General features: G+C 68.1%; 19 protein-coding genes. 10 read left to right on the top strand and 9 right to left on the bottom strand.

Features of this window, described 5'->3' with window-relative positions; genetic code table 11:
* Nucleotides 1-32: 32 nt before the first annotated feature.
* The 4 genes from AC3ZI9_RS04190 to AC3ZI9_RS04175 all read left to right on the top strand — a co-directional run bounded on the left by AC3ZI9_RS04190 (nt 33) and on the right by AC3ZI9_RS04175 (nt 2,813).
* Entirely contained in the window at nt 33-158 is a 126-nt protein-coding gene (locus tag AC3ZI9_RS04190) for a hypothetical protein (protein ID WP_444555012.1), read from the top strand.
* 86 nt (nt 159-244) lie between these two features.
* Nucleotides 245-1,204: a metal ABC transporter substrate-binding protein gene (locus AC3ZI9_RS04185; RefSeq protein WP_444566446.1), complete on the top strand. Its 960-nt coding sequence runs from the start codon at nt 245-247 to the stop codon at nt 1,202-1,204.
* Nucleotides 1,201-1,941 (top strand): metal ABC transporter ATP-binding protein, encoded by a 741-nt coding sequence (locus AC3ZI9_RS04180; protein WP_444566447.1) that lies wholly within the window; start codon nt 1,201-1,203, stop codon nt 1,939-1,941. The genes AC3ZI9_RS04185 and AC3ZI9_RS04180 overlap by 4 nt, the downstream gene beginning before the upstream one ends.
* Nucleotides 1,938-2,813 carry a metal ABC transporter permease gene (locus AC3ZI9_RS04175; RefSeq protein ID WP_444555009.1) on the top strand — a complete coding sequence of 292 codons (876 nt, stop codon included), beginning with the start codon at nt 1,938-1,940 and terminating at the stop codon, nt 2,811-2,813. The genes AC3ZI9_RS04180 and AC3ZI9_RS04175 overlap by 4 nt, the downstream gene beginning before the upstream one ends.
* 63 nt (nt 2,814-2,876) lie before the next feature.
* Here AC3ZI9_RS04175 and AC3ZI9_RS04170 read toward each other — a convergent pair whose 3' ends face one another.
* From AC3ZI9_RS04170 to AC3ZI9_RS04135, 8 genes are all read right to left on the bottom strand, one after another.
* Nucleotides 2,877-3,560 (bottom strand): metal-dependent transcriptional regulator, encoded by a 684-nt coding sequence (locus AC3ZI9_RS04170; protein WP_444555008.1) that lies wholly within the window; start codon nt 3,558-3,560, stop codon nt 2,877-2,879.
* A gap of 60 nt (nt 3,561-3,620) precedes the next feature.
* Nucleotides 3,621-4,388: a sulfite exporter TauE/SafE family protein gene (locus AC3ZI9_RS04165; RefSeq protein WP_444566448.1), complete on the bottom strand. Its 768-nt coding sequence runs from the start codon at nt 4,386-4,388 to the stop codon at nt 3,621-3,623.
* 6 nt (nt 4,389-4,394) lie between these two features.
* Nucleotides 4,395-5,783 (bottom strand): MBL fold metallo-hydrolase, encoded by a 1,389-nt coding sequence (locus AC3ZI9_RS04160; RefSeq protein ID WP_444566449.1) that lies wholly within the window; start codon nt 5,781-5,783, stop codon nt 4,395-4,397.
* A gap of 30 nt (nt 5,784-5,813) precedes the next feature.
* Nucleotides 5,814-7,010 carry an NAD(P)/FAD-dependent oxidoreductase gene (locus tag AC3ZI9_RS04155; protein WP_489923869.1) on the bottom strand — a complete coding sequence of 399 codons (1,197 nt, stop codon included), beginning with the start codon at nt 7,008-7,010 and terminating at the stop codon, nt 5,814-5,816.
* Between the two features lie 166 nt (nt 7,011-7,176).
* Nucleotides 7,177-7,923, bottom strand: a complete 747-nt coding sequence (locus AC3ZI9_RS04150; RefSeq protein WP_444566451.1) for a GntR family transcriptional regulator — start codon at nt 7,921-7,923, stop codon at nt 7,177-7,179.
* Nucleotides 7,924-8,036: 113 nt separating this feature from the next.
* The gene (locus AC3ZI9_RS04145) at nt 8,037-8,384 is read right to left on the bottom strand and encodes a DsrE family protein (RefSeq protein WP_444555003.1); all 348 of its coding nucleotides are present in this window, start codon (nt 8,382-8,384) and stop codon (nt 8,037-8,039) included.
* Complete coding sequence (locus tag AC3ZI9_RS04140) at nt 8,381-9,316, bottom strand: cytochrome c biogenesis CcdA family protein (RefSeq protein WP_444566452.1); 936 nt, start codon at nt 9,314-9,316, stop codon at nt 8,381-8,383. The genes AC3ZI9_RS04145 and AC3ZI9_RS04140 overlap by 4 nt, the downstream gene beginning before the upstream one ends.
* The gene (locus AC3ZI9_RS04135) at nt 9,317-10,123 is read right to left on the bottom strand and encodes a DsbA family protein (RefSeq protein WP_444555001.1); all 807 of its coding nucleotides are present in this window, start codon (nt 10,121-10,123) and stop codon (nt 9,317-9,319) included.
* Nucleotides 10,124-10,249: 126 nt separating this feature from the next.
* On the opposite strand from AC3ZI9_RS04135, the gene AC3ZI9_RS04130 reads away from it, so the two are divergent.
* The 5 genes from AC3ZI9_RS04130 (at nt 10,250) to AC3ZI9_RS04110 (ending at nt 14,747) form a co-directional block, all read left to right on the top strand.
* On the top strand, nt 10,250-10,813 hold the full coding sequence (locus AC3ZI9_RS04130) for a hypothetical protein (protein WP_444566453.1): 564 nt from the start codon (nt 10,250-10,252) through the stop codon (nt 10,811-10,813).
* Nucleotides 10,810-11,241 (top strand): BlaI/MecI/CopY family transcriptional regulator, encoded by a 432-nt coding sequence (locus AC3ZI9_RS04125; protein WP_444566454.1) that lies wholly within the window; start codon nt 10,810-10,812, stop codon nt 11,239-11,241. Before AC3ZI9_RS04130 ends, AC3ZI9_RS04125 begins: the two co-directional genes overlap by 4 nt.
* Before the next feature lie 274 nt (nt 11,242-11,515).
* Entirely contained in the window at nt 11,516-13,291 is a 1,776-nt protein-coding gene (locus tag AC3ZI9_RS04120) for a glycerophosphoryl diester phosphodiesterase membrane domain-containing protein (RefSeq protein WP_444566455.1), read from the top strand.
* 44 nt (nt 13,292-13,335) lie between these two features.
* A complete protein-coding gene (locus AC3ZI9_RS04115) occupies nt 13,336-13,851 on the top strand; it encodes a glutathione peroxidase (RefSeq protein ID WP_444561274.1) in 516 nt (171 codons plus the stop codon).
* The gene (locus AC3ZI9_RS04110) at nt 13,848-14,747 is read left to right on the top strand and encodes an alpha/beta hydrolase fold domain-containing protein (RefSeq protein WP_444554996.1); all 900 of its coding nucleotides are present in this window, start codon (nt 13,848-13,850) and stop codon (nt 14,745-14,747) included. The genes AC3ZI9_RS04115 and AC3ZI9_RS04110 overlap by 4 nt, the downstream gene beginning before the upstream one ends.
* 33 nt (nt 14,748-14,780) lie before the next feature.
* On the opposite strand, the gene AC3ZI9_RS04105 is transcribed toward AC3ZI9_RS04110, so the two are convergent.
* Nucleotides 14,781-15,920, bottom strand: a complete 1,140-nt coding sequence (locus AC3ZI9_RS04105; protein WP_489923868.1) for a PQQ-dependent sugar dehydrogenase — start codon at nt 15,918-15,920, stop codon at nt 14,781-14,783.
* Between the two features lie 250 nt (nt 15,921-16,170).
* On the opposite strand from AC3ZI9_RS04105, the gene AC3ZI9_RS04100 reads away from it, so the two are divergent.
* Nucleotides 16,171-17,169, top strand: a complete 999-nt coding sequence (locus tag AC3ZI9_RS04100; protein ID WP_489923867.1) for a hypothetical protein — start codon at nt 16,171-16,173, stop codon at nt 17,167-17,169.
* Nucleotides 17,170-17,198 lie beyond the last annotated feature (29 nt).

Below are 17,198 nucleotides of genomic sequence, written 5' to 3'. Positions count from 1 at the left end.
CAGGACATCAGGACCGGAACGGAGGCAGGACCATGGACACCGGATTGCTCTGCACACTGCTATCGACCGCCATCCTCATCGGAACCTTCAGCGCCGTGGGCGTGATCTGGAAAAACGGCAAGAAGACCGGGCAGATCCGACACATCTTGCGGGACTAGGCGGAAGTTTCGGGCTTGCGGGTCAAAACAACAGGTTTGGGGACCCGAACTTTTGTTTTCTGGGTGCTTGATCGTAAAGTACAGATATGCACATCCCTCACTTTCCCTGGCCAAAAAACGCTAGGCGTCGCCCCGTTGCCGCTGCTGCCCTGCTGGCTGCGGCCCTGGGCCTGACGAGCTGCAGCGCAGCAGCCTCGTCCACCGGTACCGACGACGACTCCGACCTGCCCGTGGTCCTGACGACCTTCACCGTCCTGTCGGATCTGGCCACCAATGTCGCCGGAGACCACCTCCAGGTGGAGTCGATCACCAAGCCGGGTGCGGAGATCCACGGCTACGAGCCGACCCCCGGGGACATCAAGAAGGCCTCGAAGGCCGATCTGATCGTGGATAACGGGATGAACCTCGAAGCGTGGTTCGAGAAGTTCGTGGACCACCTGGACGTCCCCCACATCGTGGCCAGCGAAGGCGTGGACGTCATCGACATCAGCGAGGACGAGCAGGCCGGATTGCCCAACCCACACGCCTGGATGAGCCCGGACAACGCCAAGCTCTACGTCGACAACATGGCGAAGGCCTTCGGTGAACTCGCCCCCGAGCATGCCGAGGATTTCCTGGCCAACGCCGCGGAATACAAGAAGGAGATCCAGCAGGTCGGTGACGATCTGGAAGCCGATCTGTCCACGTTGCCGAAGAATGAACGGGCGCTGGTCACCTGCGAAGGCGCCTTCTCCTATCTGGCCCGCGACGCCGGACTGACCGAGCAGTACATCTGGGCGGTCAACGCCGAGCAGCAGGCCCGGCCCAGCCAGATCGCCGCGGCCATCGAATTCGTGAAGGACCAGCAGGTCCCCGCGGTGTTCTGCGAATCCACGGTCTCCGATGCCCCGATGCAGCAGATCGTCGAGGCCACCGACGCTGACTTCGGCGGAACCCTGTACGTCGACTCGCTCTCCACCGCCGACGGACCGGTCCCGACCTATCTGGATCTGCTGCGCCATGACTCGGAGACCATTTCCGACGCGTTGACCGGAGCCAACTCATGACCGCCGCGATCGACGTGCGCGAGGCCACCGTCCACTACGGCGATGTCCTGGCCCTGGACCACGCCAGCGTGAGCTTGCAGCCCGGCCGCATCTGCGGACTGGTCGGCATGAACGGCTCGGGCAAGTCCACGCTGTTCAAGACGATCATGGGTTCGGTGACCCCGGACCAGGGAACCGTGAAGATCAACGGCGGGGCCCCGGCCGCCGCCCGCAAGGCGGGCACCATCGGCTACGTCCCGCAGAGCGAGGAGGTCGACTGGGCCTTCCCGGTGTCCGTCCGCGATGTGGTGATGATGGGCCGCTACGCCCAGATGGGCTTCACCCGCCGGCCACGCCCGGCCGACCGAGCCGCCGTGGCGGACGCCCTGGAACGGGTGGAACTGACCGAATTCGCCGACCGGCAGATCGGCCAACTCTCCGGAGGACAGAAGAAGCGGGCCTTCGTGGCCCGAGGGATCGCCCAGGGTGCCACCATCCTGTTGTTGGACGAGCCGTTCGCCGGCGTCGATAAGCGCACGGAGGCCACCATCACGTCCCTGTTGCGCGGGCTCGCCGCCGACGGCGCCACCGTCCTGGTCTCCACCCACGACCTCCACGCCCTGCCGGCCCTGGCCGACGAGGCCGTGCTGCTGATGCGCAAGGTGTTGATGCACGCCTCCCCCGACGAAGTCCTCCAACCCGAGAACCTGGCCCGCGCCTTCGGCCTGGACGTCATGGACCGGGAGGTGCTGGCATGAACCTCATCGAGCTCTTCGCCGAACCACTCAGCTACGACTTCATGGTCCGTGCCCTGGCCACCACCATCATCGCCTCGGTCGTCTGCGCCGTGCTCTCCTGCTGGCTGGTGCTGGTGGGCTGGTCCCTGATGGGCGATGCCGTGTCCCATGCGGTGCTTCCCGGGGTCGTGCTGGCCTACGTCGTCGGGGCGCCCTTCGCTCTGGGGGCCATCGTCTTCGGGTTCCTGGCCGTCGCCCTGATCGGGGTGGTGCGTGACACCAGCCGGGTCAAGGAGGATGCCGCGATCGGGATCGTGTTCACCACGCTCTTCGCGCTGGGTCTGGCACTGATTTCCGTCACCCCCTCCCAGACCGACCTGAACCACATCATCTTCGGCAACCTGCTCGGGGTCTCCCGGGCGGAGCTGTGGCAGGTGGGCATCCTGGGGGCCATCACCCTGGCGGTCCTGCTGCTCAAGCGCCGCGATTTCACCCTCTACGCCTTCGATCCCACCCACGCCCAGGCGATCGGGCTGAACCCGCGCCTGCTCGGAGCGGGTCTGTTGGGTCTGCTCGCGTTGACCTGCGTCGTGGCGCTGCAGGCGGTCGGCGTGGTGCTGGTGGTGGCCATGCTCATCATCCCCGGGGCCACGGCCTACCTGCTCACCGACCGGTTCTCCCGGATGCTGGTGATCGCCCCGATCATCTCGGTGGTCTGCGCCGTGGCCGGGCTGTATGTGAGCTACTACCTCGACACCGCCTCGGGAGCCATGGTGGTCCTGTCCCAGGGCGCCGCCTTCACAGTGGTCTACCTGTTCGGCCCCCGCCACGGACTGCTGGGTAAGCGGTGGGCGGCGCAGCGGCGCAAGCGCCTGCTCACCACCGCAGCCTGAGGGGGAACGGCAAAAAACTGCCCGCCCGGTTGAACCGGGCGGGCAGTTTTTTGCTTCTGTTCCCTAGCGGCCGGCGACCGAGACGAAGAGGGCGTCGCTGGCCGTCTTCCCCAGGCTCAACGGCGGCTGGTCGGAGCCGTCGATCTGCACTTCGAGTGTGCCCGAATACGGTTCGCCGGCGCCCACGGTCAACCGCACACCACAGATGATGTCCCGGTCCCTGAAGTAGCCCAGCAGTTCGCTGTCGGAGTCGGAGATCCGCTCGACCACCACGACGGTTCCGGGTTCGACGCCGGTGAGCTGGACGGCGTCGGGCACCTCCACGGTGCCGTCCGCCGCGGGGATGGGATCCCCGTGCGGGTCGCGCGTGGGGTGCTCCAGGATGGTGTCGATGCGTTCGATCATGAAGTCCGAGACGGCATGCTCGAGGACTTCGGCCTCGTCGTGGACCTGTTCCCAGCCGTAGCCCAGGATGTCGACCAGGAAGGATTCGATCAGCCGGTGGCGGCGGACCATCGCCACCGCGTGGGTGCGACCGGTTTCGGTGAGTTCAACGGTGCCGTATTTGGCATGGTCCAGGTAGCCCTGCTCGGCGAGTTTGCGCACGGCATCGGAGACCGTGGAGATCCGCAAGCCGGTTTTTTCGGCGATGTCCTTGGTGGTGACCGGTTCGCTGGTCCACTCCGAGAGGCTCCAGACGGCTTTGAGATGGTTTTGGGCGCTGTCCGACAATTCAGTAACCGACATGCAGGCCAGTCTACGCAGCCCGGGCCCCACAAGCCCGTCGGAGGGTCCCGGCCCCACCGGCTAGAAGGCCAGGACCACCCGGGCCACCACATAGGCGGCGACCACGAAGACCAGCGAGGCGAAGCCTCGTTTGAGCACCCGTTCGGGCAGCGAGCGCCCGATATGCCCGGCAATATAGGACGCCACCATGGCGGTTCCGGCGAAGGCCCCGGTCAGCGCCCAGTCCAGGTCCAGGTTCCCGATATGGGAGATGAATCCGCCCAGGGAGTTGACCACCACGATGACCAGCGAGGTCCCCACCGCCGTGGTCATGGGTAGACCCAGGACCAATGCCAGGGCCGGGACGATGAGGAACCCTCCGCCGACCCCGAGCAGACCGGTCAGGAATCCGACGACGATACCGGTGGCCACCGCCTTGGGTAGGCGGCGACGCCAGATGATGGTTCCGTCGGCGGCTATGTCATGGCCGGCCCGGGAACCGACGGGCAACAGCATCCGGATGCCGGCCAGCACCATGATCGCCGCGAAGACGATCAGCAGCACCTGCTGATCCATCAGCGAGTTCACCGCGGTGCCGGCGAAGGCCGTCGCCCCGCCGGTGACCCCGATGACCAGCGCCAGCCGCCAGTCCACATCGCGTCGTATCCGGGGCAGCACCGCCATGGTCGAGGAGGCCCCCACGACCACCAGCGAGCTGGGGATGGCCGCCGAGAGTGGCATCCCCACCCCATAGACCAGTGCCGGAACCGCCAGGATGGACCCTCCCCCGCCGACGAGCCCCAGCAGCCCGCCGACGATCAGCCCGAAGACCAGTGCGGCACCGATCACCGCCGGCTACCTGGCGTACTGTTCGGCCCAGGCGGCATAGCTGCCCTCGAGCTCGACGACGTCGTACCCGGCATGACGCAGCGTGCTGGCGACCACCGAACTGCGCACCCCACTCTGGCAGTAGGTGACGATGGTTCCACTGGTGGGCAGCTTCTCCAGGTTCCACAACACCCTCCCGCCGTGGAGTTGTTCCGAGCCGGGGACGTGGCCGTCCTCGTGCTCGGATTTGGCCCGGACGTCCAGCAGCAGCGCCTTGTCGAAGTCGGCGATCTCGCCCGGCTGGACCAGTTTCGGCGTATGCCGGGGCAGGCCCTCGATGCTGGTGACGTAACCGGAGACATCGTCGATGCCCACCCGGATCAGGTGGTCCCACATCGTCCGGGCGGCCTCGGGGCCCTCGGCCAGCAGGACCAGCGGGCGGCCGTCGCGTTCGGGGTCGATGGCCCAGGCCCCGTAGGTGGCCATGGATTTGATCGCCGGAATGTTCACCGACCCGGTGACCGTGCCCCGGTGGACCTCGCTCTGGGCCCGGGTGTCCACGAAGGTCACCTCGTGGGCGTCCAGCGAGGCGGCGACCTGGTCCACGTCGAGCTCCTGAAGCGGCTTCCGTTCGCCCAGGACGGCGGGGCCGGCGAGGTTCTGGCGCTTCATGCGCCCGAAGTAGGCCGGGGCGTCGGGCTGGCCCTCGAGCAGTTCGGCGACGAAGCCTTCCTCGTCGTCGGCCTCCAGGTATTTGCCCCACCAGGCGTTGAGCCGTTCATAGCCCACGGTGCTCGAGGGCACGGCACCCAGCGCCTTGCCGCAGGCGCTGCCGGCGCCGTGGGCCGGGTGGACCTGGACATGGTCGGGCAGGGTGAGGAACTTGTCCCGCAGGCTGGCGAACATCTGCTTCGCCCCGATGAAGCGGGTATCCACGCCGCCGGCGGCCTCGTCGAGCAGGTCGGGGCGGCCCAGATCCCCGCAGAAGACGAAGTCACCGGTCAGCGCGTACCCGGGATCCTTCGAGAAGGCCCCGTCGGTGACCAGGAAGGTCAGATGTTCGGGGGTGTGCCCGGGGGTGTGGAGGGCGGTGAGGGTGATGTTGCCCAGGGTGATGGTGCCACCCTCGGTGAGCACGGTGGCCTCGAAGTCATAGAGCCAGTCGGGTCCTCCCTCGCCGGAGACATACATGGTGGCGCCGGTATCGGCCGCCAGTTCGCGGGTGCCCGAGAGGTAGTCGGCGTGCACGTGCGTTTCGGTCACGGCGGTGATCTTCAGTCCGTTCTCCGCGGCGATCCGGTGGTAGACGTCGGTATCGCGGCGGGCGTCGATGACCACTGCTTCCCCGTTGCCCTGGCAGCCGATGACGTAGCTGGCCTGTGCCAAATCGGTGTCGTAGATGCGTTCAAAGAACATGGCGTACTCCTTAGGCAGTCGCTCGTGGGTTCAGGCTCGTCCCTTGAGGATGAGATTCCAATACATGTTGGGCAGTCCGTAGCGTTTGAGGTACCACATGTCCTTGCGTTCATGGGTGGTGTCGATGAACGGGAAGCTTGGTGCCGGGCGCATGCTGTAGTCGAATTCGGCCAGCAGCATCGTGTGGCGTGAGGTGGTCAGCGGGCAGGAGGCGTACCCGCCGTAGCTGGCCGACGGCGTCGCCCCACGCATGACGGCCAACAGGTTCTCCACCACCACGGGGGCCTGTTTGCGGATGGCCGCCCCGGTCTTGGAGTTCGGGCTCGAGCCGGCATCGCCCAGGGCGAAGACCTCCGGGTACCTGGTGTGGCGCAGCGTGTTCTTGTCGATCTCCACGTAGCCGGCGGGGTTCTGGGGGTCGGCCAGGGCATTGTTCTTCAACCAGTCCGGGGCGGACTGCGGCGGGACGGCGTGGAGGAAGTCGTAGCCGAGTTCCTCGTCGGTCCCGGTGGTGTTGTTGCGCACCGAGACGGTTTTGGCCTCCGGGTCGATGGAGGTTGCTTCGCTGCTGAAGCGGACCTCGATGCCGTAGTCGGCGACGACCCGGTCGAGTTCGTCGGAGAATTCCTTGACCCCGAACATGCCCGGGGTGGGTAGGACCAGGACCATGCGGATATCGTCCAGGACCCCCTGTTCACGCCAGTAGTCGGCGGCGAGGTAGGCGATCTTCTGGGGTGCTCCGGCGCATTTGATCGGCCCGGCCGGCATGGTGAACACGGCGGTGCCCGAGCGCAGGGCGCGGATCATGGTCCAGGTCTTGGGCGCCAGCTCGAAACTGTAGTTGCTCGAGGCCGAGGGGGTCTTCAGGGCCTCGGGCAGGCCGGGCAGCTTGTCCCAGTCCAGCTGGATGCCGGGGCAGACCACCAGATAGTCATATCCGACGGTGGTCCCGGAGGCGAGGGTGACGGTCTTCGCCTCGGGGTCGACCCCCGTGGCGGCGTCCTTGATCCAGGCGACCCCCTGGGGCATGACCGAGGCCTGGGACCTCACCGATTCCTTCGCCGGGGCCCGTCCACCGCCGACCAGGGTCCAGAGCGGTTGGTAGTAGTGCTTGTCGTTCGGTTCGATGACGGCGACGTCGTCCTGGCCGGCATGGCGTAGCCGGGCGGCCACGCTCAGTCCGGCGTTGCCGCCGCCGATGATCAGGATGCGATGGTGCAGGCCCATATGAAACGTCTCCACTTCGTTCGGCGCTGCCCGCCGGAGCTGTCCATGCGGCGGGGAGGTGCCGGATCCCGGCGGGAAGCACCCTACGCCCTAATGTACGTACATTTGCCGGTTCTGGGAAGCCCCCGGATGGTGGCAGTGGTCGGCGCGCCGGGAGGCGGCGGGGTCAGCGGGCGGCGGCGGGGGCCGAGGGATAGGAGGTGGTGACGGTGAAACGGTCTCCCCGGATGAGGGTTTCGCGCCATTCCACCGCCTGCTCCCCGGCCAGACCGAGACGTTCGATGAAGAAGACGGCGGTCCCCTCGGGACAGGCCAGGCGCCGCGACTGGGCCCCGTCGGAGGCCAACGCGTGCAGGGTTTCATGTCCGGCGCTGAGGGTGATCGAGCACCTGCGGCGCAGCACCTCATAGAGGGCCGTATGTCTCAGATCGGCCTCCAGGACCGACGCGGCAAGGTCGGCGGGCAGCCAAGTGTCGTCCACGGCGATGACGTCGCGGTCCGCATAGCGGGTACGGGAGATGAAGACGAGTTCGGCATCGGCCGCCAACCCCAGATGGGCCGCCGCCGTGGCGGAGCGGCGCAGCTCGGCGACCTCGACGACGCTGCGCTGGGTCATCCCGGCGTTCTCGACGGCGGCAAAGAGGCTGTAGACGGGGCCGAACCGTTGTTCGTCCACGACGTTGACCACCGAGGATTGCCTGCCGCGTTGGGCCGAAAGCAGCCCGGCCCGACGCAGCGGGGCCAGGGCGGCCCGGATGGTGGACCGGCTGACCTCGTATTCATCGGCCAGGGCCATTTCCCCGGGGAAGCCGTCGACGAACTCCCCGCGGTCGATCCGCTCCTTGAGCCGATCCTGGACCGCTTGCCAGAGGGGGACCTTGCGCCCTGGTTGATCCCGTTGCCCGGTGGCCATCGTCTCCCCGCCTCGCTGTCTATGGTGCCGGCCGGTTGCCGGACGCCCGGACGCCGAGAACTGACGTGCCGGCTCCCGGGACCGATGCTATCGCGGGTCGGGCCCGGGCTGCCTCAGATGCGGACGTAGGCGGCCCCCTCGCCCTGCCGGCGGGCCAGCTGGGCGATGGCTGCCGGCACGTCGCGGACCCCGGGGGCCAGCTCCGAGACCTCCACCCCGGCCGAGCGCAGGGAGTTGGCACAGGCACTGATCGCCACCCGTCCCGTGCCGAGCAGCTCCGTGATCCGTGCCGAGTCCTCCGCCGGGGCGGCCAGCCGGGTCACCGACGGACCCTGGACCACGATCTCCACCTCGGTGCCGGGCAATTCGGCCAGCGCGTTGGCGGCGATCCTCAAGGCCGTGGCCAGATCGGGGAACGGCGCCTGCCCCGGTCCGGCCAGGTGCAGCACCAGGGAGTTCATGGTGCCTCCGTTCCCGCGCCGCTGGTGGCCCGTTCGCCCGACTGGCCCGAACCAGCGTCCTGCGAGCCGGCGTCGTGCTCCGCGTCCTGCCCGTTCCCCGGGTCTTCGGCCTTGAGGTGACGGCGGACCGCCAGGATCCACCAGCCCAACAGCACCAGTCCCAACAGTGCCGGCCAGGCCCAGCCCGGCAGCGCCTGGTCGACGGAGCCGGCCGCGGCGGAGACCTTGTCCATCACCGAGGCGGAGATCAGTTCATTGGAGGTGACGAGTCCGCCGGTGGCCAACATGACGACCCCGACGGCCACGGTGACCACCCCGGCGATCAACATGTTGGTGTTGAAGCGGAACCTGCCCAGATACACGGTGCGTCCGCGCAGCCAGCCGGCCTTGAACACCCCGGTCCGACGGATGATGCCGGCCACGATCAGCACGGGGATCACCATGCCCAGGGCGTATATGGCCAGCAGCAGTCCTCCCGAGAGGGCACTGCCCTGGGCCAGGACGAGGGTGAGGATCGCTCCCAGGACGGGGCCGGTACAGAATCCGGCCACCCCGGCGGCGGTCCCCAGCAATACGGCCCCACCCAGTGACGGAGTCGCTGGACCCTTGCGCCGGGCCCGGCTGGGCAGCAGCTTGCCGACATCGAATCCCCCGCCCAGGATCTGCACGACCCCCAGGGTGATGATGACCCAGGCGGCCACGACGATCAGGGCCCGGCGATCCACCGCGATGGTGCCCCCGAGCCAGCCGATGCCCAGGCCCAGCGGGACCAGGGTGGCCAGCATGCCGATCAGGAAGGCCAGCCCCAGGGCCGAGAGCCTGCGGGTGGAGGTGGCCGCATGGGCGAAGAACGCCGGAAGCAGCAGGGCGTTGCAGGGGCTGAACAGCCCCAGCACTCCCCCGACGAAGGCAAAGAGCAGTCCGGCCTCCATCTACTTCTCGTCCTTTTCAGCGGCCTTGATTTCCTTGTCGATGGCCTCGATGAAGTTCTCCGTGGGCTGGGCGCCGACGAACGGGGTCTTGTTCAGCAGGAAGGACGGGGTGCTGGTCACGCCCAGCTCCATGGCCTCGTCGATGTTCTGCTGCACCACATCCGGGGCGTGGACCCCGTTCATGTCCTCGATGAGCTGATCGCCGTCCATCCCGAGCTTCTCGGCGGTGGCCTTCAGGTTCTTGTCCTCGAAGGCGGAGGCATCGGCGATCTTGCCGTCCTTGGACATCTCCTCGTGGAATTCGAGGTAGCCGTCCTGCATGGCCGCCGCCTGGGCGGCTTCGGCGGCCTTCAGGGACGCATCGCCGAAGATGTCCAGGTCCCGCCATTCAATGCGCAGCTTTCCCTCGTCGACGTACTTGTCCATCAGGGTCGGCAGGGTGTTGGCCGTCCATTTGGCGCAGAACGGACACTGGAAGTCCGAGTAGGCCACCATGACCACCGGCGCATCCACATCCCCCACGGCGGTGGGATCCTCCGGATCCACGCGGGCCATGTCCGGGACCTCGACGTCCTCGCCCGGGGCCTGCTCCTGCTGGGGTGGTTGCTGCTGTTGCTGTTCCTGCGGTGCGGCGGCCGGGGCCGGTTCGGAGGGGCTTCCGTTGCCGAAGGGCAATTGCATGCCGATCAACAGACCGATGACGAGGGCCACGGGGATCGGAATGATCCACACCCATGGCAGTTTCCTGGCTCCGCCGTTCCGGCGGCCCGGCGTCGCCGGTTCGTCGTGCATTGGTGTTTCAGACATGGGGGTGCTGCTTTCGATCGATTAGCTACTATGTTGCATAGTATCTCTACTATCCTTGATAGTAGATAGAACGGCGACGATCAAGTTTTCCGTTGAAGATCACACACCACCCAGGAGCCAGTACCCATGTCACGCCCCGCACGACCGCGCATCGGCTTCACACGCCGCATCACGTTGGCCGCGACCGCCCTGAGGTGGTGGGGGCCCCGGCAATGGATCATCGCCGCCCTCGGCGCCCTGGGCATCGGCGTGCTGCTCGGCGTGGCCACCGTCCTGATCCCCAACGACTTCTTCAGCCGCGACATCGCCCCCACGGCATGGGACCGGCCGGTCTGGATCGCCACGTCCCTGCTCTCCGGACTGTTGGTGGGCAGCTATGTCAGTCCCCGCGGGGCCGCCCCGGCCCCGGAGGACTCCTCGGCCGACGGCGGTTCGCGTTGGGGGTTGGCCGGTGGGCTGCTGGCCTGGTTCGCCATCGGTTGCCCGGTCTGCAATAAGATCGCCCTGTTGGCCCTGGGGTATTCCGGCGCAATGGCCTACTTCGCGCCCCTGCAGCCCTGGATGGCCGCCCTGGCCCTGGTCATGACCTTCGGCGCCGTGATCTACCGGCTCTCGGGCCAGGTCGAATGCCCGGTGTCGATCCCGCGACCGGATGCCCTACAGGAGACAGCGGAAAGGACCCAGGCATGAGCACCACCACCACCGGCGAGGCCGCCGTCGAGCCCGGGGCATCGCCCCGGCAGCCCCTTCTGCCCTTCGACCCCGGAGAGGCCCCCCGGGTCGGCACCCTGGAACGCCGGGTCCTGGACGTGCTGTGGAAGACCAAGCAGACCCACACCACGCGCAGCATCCTCGAGGAACTGGCCACCGGCGAACCCCCGCATCCGGCCTACACCACGGTGGCCACGGTGTTGGGGCATCTGGTGGAGAAGCAATTGGCCACCCGGGAACTGACCGGCCAGGTCTGGTCCTACACCGCCGCGTTTAGCGGTTGTGAATTCTCCGCGGCCCATATGGTCCGGGCGCTGGGCGAAACCAACGACCGGCGCAGATGCCTGGCCAGCTTCGCCACGTCGCTGGATCCCGCCGACCGCGCCTACCTGAAATCCCTGCTGTAGCCTCTCCCCCCCGGGCCCGTCCGGCCCGGCGACTCGACCCCGCCGAACGCACCGGATACCCGGTCCCCCGCCCCGCATTGGTAAAATGGTACGGATCTTTTAACCCGTCACGGCCCGTGGCGGTCCGGAACCACCGAGGCAGGGACAGGGGGAAGACGCCATCGGCCAGCGCAACCAGCATGAGCAACCGGCCGGGACCGATGCCGCCCCGACCGCCCGGCCCGGGAGGCTCAGGGCGTTCCTGACGGGCCTGTCGGTCCCTGCCGGGGTACTCGTGCTCTGGCAGGGCATCATCCTGGTGTTCGTACTGCCGTTGGTGAAGTTCTTGTTCACCCACGCATTGGCGCTGGCCGGGACCCCGAACCTGACCGACCGGAACTTCCCGCGGATCCTGCATAGTCCCCCGTCGGTGTTGCTGTTCCTGGCCATCGGGTTCATCGCCTTGGGCGCACTGGCCCTGCAATACACCTCGGTCATCGCCCTGGTGGGCAGGATCCGCGCCGGGTCACGGCATCCGGGAACGACGGCGGGACGCCAGGCCTGGCGTGCGACCGGCAAGGCGCTGGGGCTGCAGGCCCCGCTGGTGGCCCTCTACGTCTTCCTGCTCATGCCGCTGGGCGGGTTGGCCGATCTCTCCCCGCTGACCCGCGATATCGGGGTCGCCCCGTTCGTCACGGCCGAGTACCTCAAGAAACCGTTGAGCATCAGCTTGTACCTGTCGATGATCAGCGCGCTGGTGTATCTGAACCTGCGCCTGTTGCCGACCATCCCGCTGCTGGTCACCCGCGGGCTGACCCCGTTGCGGGCCATGCTCACCAGCTGGCAGGCGACCTGGACCCCACGCCTCCGCCTCCCGGCGATCCTCGCTGCCCCGCTACTGGCCGCGGTGCTGACCTTCGATCTGCCCTCGCGCACCGTGGCCTGGGCCGCGACCCTGCCCGGGGCCGTGCTGGACACCGATTCCCATCTGGTGGCCACCCTGGGCCTGGGGGCGGCGCGGGCGGCGGACTTCGTGCTCATGGTCATCGCCACGGTGGCGCTCATCCGGGTGTTGCTCGCCTGGGTGGATCGGCGGGTTCCGGCCGGCCGGGCCTCCGCCTCGCCCGCCGGGGCGGTGGACCGCCCCGCCGCCGAAGCCAACCGGTCGCCGGGCCGTGCCGCACTCCCCCTCGGGGGACGTCGGCTGGCGCTGCGCACCACGGCGGGCGCCGCGGTGGTGGCCATCGCCATCATGGGCGCCCCCGCGGTGGCCGCCGCTCCGGCCCAGACTTCCGACCCCCTGGTCATCGCCCACCGCGGGTGGGTGTGGGGCGGGGTCGAGAACACCCTGGGCGCCTTGGAATCGGCGGCCACCCAGGACCCCGATCTGGTGGAGGTCGACGTCCAGCAGACCAAGGACGGACACTTCGTCGCCAGCCATGACACGAACCTGCTGCTCCTGACCGGCCACAACGTGGACATCTACGATCTGACCCTGGCCGAGGCCGAAGCCACCACAGTCAGTGCCCGAGGCTTCAGCGACCACATCCCCTCGATGCTGGACTACGTCCGCCGGGCCCGGCAGTTGGGGATCAAGCTCCTCATCGAGCCCAAGGTCCACGGCCATGAAACGGACGACTACCTGGACCGCTTCATCGCCGAACTCGCCTCGGTGGGACCCCTGGACGACAACATCTACCATTCCCTGGATGCCGACCTCGTGGAATCGCTCAAGGCCCGGCGCCCCGACCTGTCCGTGGGATACACCATCGCGATGACCGTCGGCGGGATCCCGGACGTGGACTGCGATTTCCTGGTCGTGGAACAGGCCTCCTATTCCAAGCAGTTCCTGGACCAGGCCCGCGCGGCGGATCTGCCCGTCTATGTGTGGACGGTCAACCGCGAGGACCGCATCCGCAAATACCTCTACGACGGCGTCGCCGGAATCGTCACCGACCACCCGCAGCGGGCCAGGACCCAACGGTCCCGGGTCCACGCGCATCCGGGCACGGCGTTCCCGCTGCGCGATGTGGTCAAGCATCTGGCCAGCGTGATGCCGACCTCGCATTAGGTGCCAGGGGGAATGTCCCGGGCCCCGCAGGGGTTGGCCCGGATATGGACCTGACCACGATTCCCCTGACCACGATGGATGAGCGCACCACGACCCTCAACGACTACGCGGGCCAGGTGGTCATGGTGGTCAACGTCGCCTCGCGCTGCGGACTATCCGGACAATACGAGCAGCTCGAGGAACTCCACCGCACCTATGCAGATCGCGGCTTCACCGTCCTGGGCTTCCCCAGCAACCAGTTCCTCCAGGAACTGCGCAGCAACGAGGCGGTGCTCCAGTACTGTTCGACGACGTACGGCATCACCTTTCCGGTCTTCGACCGCCTCCGCGTGAACGGCCGGAACGAGCACCCGCTGTATACGGAGCTGAAGAAGACGAAGGACGCCACCGGGAAGGCCGGACGCGTGCGCTGGAACTTCGAGAAGTTCCTCCTGCTACCCTCCGGACAGAGGCTGCGCTTCCGTCCCCGGACCACACCGGATGCCCCGGAAATCATCGCGGCGATCGAAGCCAACCTCCCCGACCAGCCACCGACCGATCGGACACGGAACCAGCCATGATCCTTCCCGAGCCGCTCATCCCCGTCTTCCTGAAGGCCACGAAGGCCGGAGAAGAGTTCATCTCGGAGGCCGCGGCCCACCGACGGGTCCGCGAAGGCACGCTCCGCCCGGCCCCCTACGGTCCACCACGGGGGCTGCGGAACGACGTCGGCATCACCGTGGCGCGCACCGCGGCCGGATGGCCCGCCTACACGCTGCGGCCCCGCAATCCCGGGGCCCGGGGGCACCTCATCTACGCCCACGGCGGCGGATGGGTCAACGAGATCTCCCCCCAGCATTGGCAGCTCGCCGCGCAGATCGCCGCCGAGGCACGGACCACCGTCCATGTGCTGATCTATCCACTGGTCCCCTTCGGCACGGCCGGGAGGGTCGTCGACGGTTTCACCACCGAGGTCCTGAAGTGCCTGGAGAGCGCCGAACCCACCGTCCTGGCCGGGGACTCCGCAGGAGGCCAGATCGTCCTGTCGACCCTCCTGCACCTGCGCGACCGGCACCAGGTGACCCTGCCGCGGACGATCGCCATCGCCCCGGCGGTCGACCTGTCCATGAAGAACCCCGAGATCGCTGCCGTCCAGCCCAGTGATCCGTGGCTCGGCACCCGGGGCACCCAGGTCTTCATCGACCTGTGGCGGGACACCCTGGACGTGGATGACCCCACGGTCAGCCCGCTCAATGGTGACTTGGAGGGTCTGGGCCCCGTGACGCTCTTCTCCGGAACCCGAGACATCCTCAACCCCGACGGCCGGCTCTTTGCACAGCGCGCCGCCCGGGCCGGCGTCGACGTCGAATACGTCGAAAAGCAGGGGCAGCTCCACGTGTATCCGCTGCTGCCCACGGCGACCGGGCGTGCCGCCCGCCAGCACATCGTGGCGCGGGTCCGCGAAGCCACCGCGTAGCCGTCTTCCTCCGCCGGGCCGCCGTCAGCCGACTCAGCTGCCGCGGACCCCGACCCTGAGGATCTGATCGTCCTCGGGACCGGGGCTGCCTCGTCCGTCAGTGTTGTTGGTCAGGATCCAGAGGTCCCCGTCCGGGGCGGTCGTCACCTGGCGCAGCCGGCCGAACTGTCCCACATAGTGTTCGGTCGAGGTTCCATCCTCAAACACCGGAACCATCCGCAGGGCGGCCCCCCGCAGATTGGCGATGAAGATCGCCCCGGCGGTGATGGTCATCCCACTGGGGCTGGCCTCGGCGGGAGGCCATTGCTGGACGGGATCGGTGAAAGCGTCCTCGTCGGCGATGCCTTCCACCGTCGGCCAGCCGTAGTTGGCCCCGGCGGTGATCACGTTGAGCTCATCCCAGGTGCTTTGCCCGAATTCGGTGGCATAGAGCGTGCCCACGGCGTCCCAGGCCAGCCCCTGCGGGTTGCGGTGCCCGAGGCTGTAGACGTAGGAGTCCTCGAAGGGGTTCGAGTCCGGGATTCCGCCGTCGGGCTCCATCCGCAGGATCTTCCCGCCCAGGCTGTCCCGGTCCTGGGCCAATGAGCGGTCGCCGGTATCCCCGGTGGTGGCGTAGAGCATCTTATCGGGGCCGAACCCCAGCCGCCCGCCATTATGGTTCGTGCCGGCGGGAATCCCGTCGAGCAGGGTTTCGACACTGCCCAGTGCCAGCGACCCCGGTTGGCCAATGAGTTCGAAACGCTGGATCCGGTTGCCCTCGGCCCCGGTGGAATAGGCGTAGAGCTGTTCGGTCCCGCGCATCGCCAAGCCCAGCAGCCCGCCTTCCCCGCCATGGACCACTCCGGGGACGACGCCGATCTCCCGGGTTTCGCTGTCCTCCCCCAATTCGAGGATGCGCCCCGAGTCCCGTTCACTGATCAGGGCCGTTTTCTCGCGGAAGACCACCGACCAGGGCGCTTCCAGATCCTCGGCGACCACTTCGGGATCATCCTTCAACACGGACAGGGTCGGGGCGGCTTCTGCGGGCCGGATGGACGAACCGGCGGGGGCCGATCCCTGCCCGGGCGCCGGGGGTGCAGACTCGTCCGTGGGAGGTCCTGCGGTGCAACACGTCAGTGCCAGAGAGGCGACGAACCCGGTGACAGCGAGAAGCGAACCGCGCGGCACGTGCATGCATGGCCTCCTGGCCGGCTGGCTGTTCACCAGGCGTGGGCAGCAACCTCGCTGGCGGGAACGCCGCAACCGGCTCCGACGGCGGCCCCTTCCGCCCAGTATGGACGCTGGCCTGCCAAAGCGCACCCGTGGCACGCCCGGGCGATCCGCCGGTCCGGCCTCCACGGCCCGGGACCCACGTTGACGGGCGGGCGCCCGGCTGAAAGGGTTGGTGCTCTTCGACCACCCAACCTCCGAGGGACCCCGATAGATGAAGATCGTGATGTATCTGGCCGCAGTCGTCGGCGGCCAGGTCTTCACCACCGGTTTGCTGGCGTGGGTCCTGGCCACCTCCTCGGCGAGGTCCCCCGGGGCCGTCCTGTTGGCGGCGTTGGCGCCGACGGCCTTCGTGGGGGCCGCCTGGTGTCTGGGGACCCGCAGCGTCGACGCGCCGGTGCGGACCCCGGGCACCGCGTGGACGGCTGCCTTCGGCACGGGGTGGCAACGCAGCGGGTCGGCCCTGCTGGCCATCGGCATCCTGGCCACCCTCGCCCACGCGCTGACCAATGGAAACTCCGCCTGGCCCGCGCTTGTCCTGGTGGCCAGCGGCTTCGTCTTGAGCGGCTTCGGGATCGGCACCGGGCGGTGGATCCGCGCCCGCCGCCCGGATGAGCTGATCAGTGGGCCACGCAGGATGCCCGCGGCCGAACGCCTCCAACGGCAGATGGCCTGCCTGGTCGCGATCGGCTCACAGGCCATCTTCTGGATTTCATTGCTGGCCGGGGCCCCTTCCCGTCCCACCGGCGACACCGGACAGCTGGTCTACCACCTGCTGGGCAACACCCAGCTGGCCCTCTACGCTACCGGCCTGGCCGCCATGATCTGCGGGGCCTACCTGCGGGACCAGGTCCTGCACGATGCCCGGGTCAACAGGGACCAGACGGCGCTGTTGCGTCGGATCATCCGTGGGAGGACGCCGCTGCCCCAGGACGCCGAACTCCGCCGCCAGGCGCTGCGGTTCGCGCTGTCCATGCCCTACCAGTCGTTCTTCCGGGCCATGGTCTTCCCGCTGTTGTTCCTGGCGCAGGCGCTGCAGTACTACGTGGGGGTCATCCGGGGCGAAGGATCGTTCTTCGGCCAAGTCACCTCGTTCGCTCTGGCCGTGGGCCTGGTCCTGTCCACGGCCCACTTCCTGCGGTGGGGACGGGCGGCCCGCCGCTTCGCCCGGCGACAGCCCCAGGGGCCCCCGGTCACCACCCCCGGGGGCTGACACCGCGCGGACCCCGGTCGCCACCGGCG

Source organism: Arthrobacter sp. AOP36-F1-5 (genome assembly GCF_058137995.1).
This window is presented reverse-complemented; position numbering and strand designations above follow the sequence as displayed.

Coding starts and splice junctions, on each gene's coding strand:
- AC3ZI9_RS04180 (WP_444566447.1), top strand. CDS start 1,201: ATGACCGCCGCGATCGACGTGCGCGAGGCCACCGTCCACTACGGCGAT.
- AC3ZI9_RS04130 (WP_444566453.1), top strand. CDS start 10,250: ATGTCACGCCCCGCACGACCGCGCATCGGCTTCACACGCCGCATCACG.
- AC3ZI9_RS04105 (WP_489923868.1), bottom strand. CDS start 15,920: ATGCACGTGCCGCGCGGTTCGCTTCTCGCTGTCACCGGGTTCGTCGCC.
- AC3ZI9_RS04145 (WP_444555003.1), bottom strand. CDS start 8,384: ATGAACTCCCTGGTGCTGCACCTGGCCGGACCGGGGCAGGCGCCGTTC.
- AC3ZI9_RS04125 (WP_444566454.1), top strand. CDS start 10,810: ATGAGCACCACCACCACCGGCGAGGCCGCCGTCGAGCCCGGGGCATCG.
- AC3ZI9_RS04160 (WP_444566449.1), bottom strand. CDS start 5,783: ATGTTCTTTGAACGCATCTACGACACCGATTTGGCACAGGCCAGCTAC.
- AC3ZI9_RS04170 (WP_444555008.1), bottom strand. CDS start 3,560: ATGTCGGTTACTGAATTGTCGGACAGCGCCCAAAACCATCTCAAAGCC.
- AC3ZI9_RS04140 (WP_444566452.1), bottom strand. CDS start 9,316: ATGGAGGCCGGACTGCTCTTTGCCTTCGTCGGGGGAGTGCTGGGGCTG.
- AC3ZI9_RS04185 (WP_444566446.1), top strand. CDS start 245: ATGCACATCCCTCACTTTCCCTGGCCAAAAAACGCTAGGCGTCGCCCC.
- AC3ZI9_RS04155 (WP_489923869.1), bottom strand. CDS start 7,010: ATGGGCCTGCACCATCGCATCCTGATCATCGGCGGCGGCAACGCCGGA.
- AC3ZI9_RS04115 (WP_444561274.1), top strand. CDS start 13,336: ATGGACCTGACCACGATTCCCCTGACCACGATGGATGAGCGCACCACG.
- AC3ZI9_RS04190 (WP_444555012.1), top strand. CDS start 33: ATGGACACCGGATTGCTCTGCACACTGCTATCGACCGCCATCCTCATC.
- AC3ZI9_RS04135 (WP_444555001.1), bottom strand. CDS start 10,123: ATGTCTGAAACACCAATGCACGACGAACCGGCGACGCCGGGCCGCCGG.
- AC3ZI9_RS04110 (WP_444554996.1), top strand. CDS start 13,848: ATGATCCTTCCCGAGCCGCTCATCCCCGTCTTCCTGAAGGCCACGAAG.
- AC3ZI9_RS04150 (WP_444566451.1), bottom strand. CDS start 7,923: ATGGCCACCGGGCAACGGGATCAACCAGGGCGCAAGGTCCCCCTCTGG.
- AC3ZI9_RS04175 (WP_444555009.1), top strand. CDS start 1,938: ATGAACCTCATCGAGCTCTTCGCCGAACCACTCAGCTACGACTTCATG.
- AC3ZI9_RS04100 (WP_489923867.1), top strand. CDS start 16,171: ATGAAGATCGTGATGTATCTGGCCGCAGTCGTCGGCGGCCAGGTCTTC.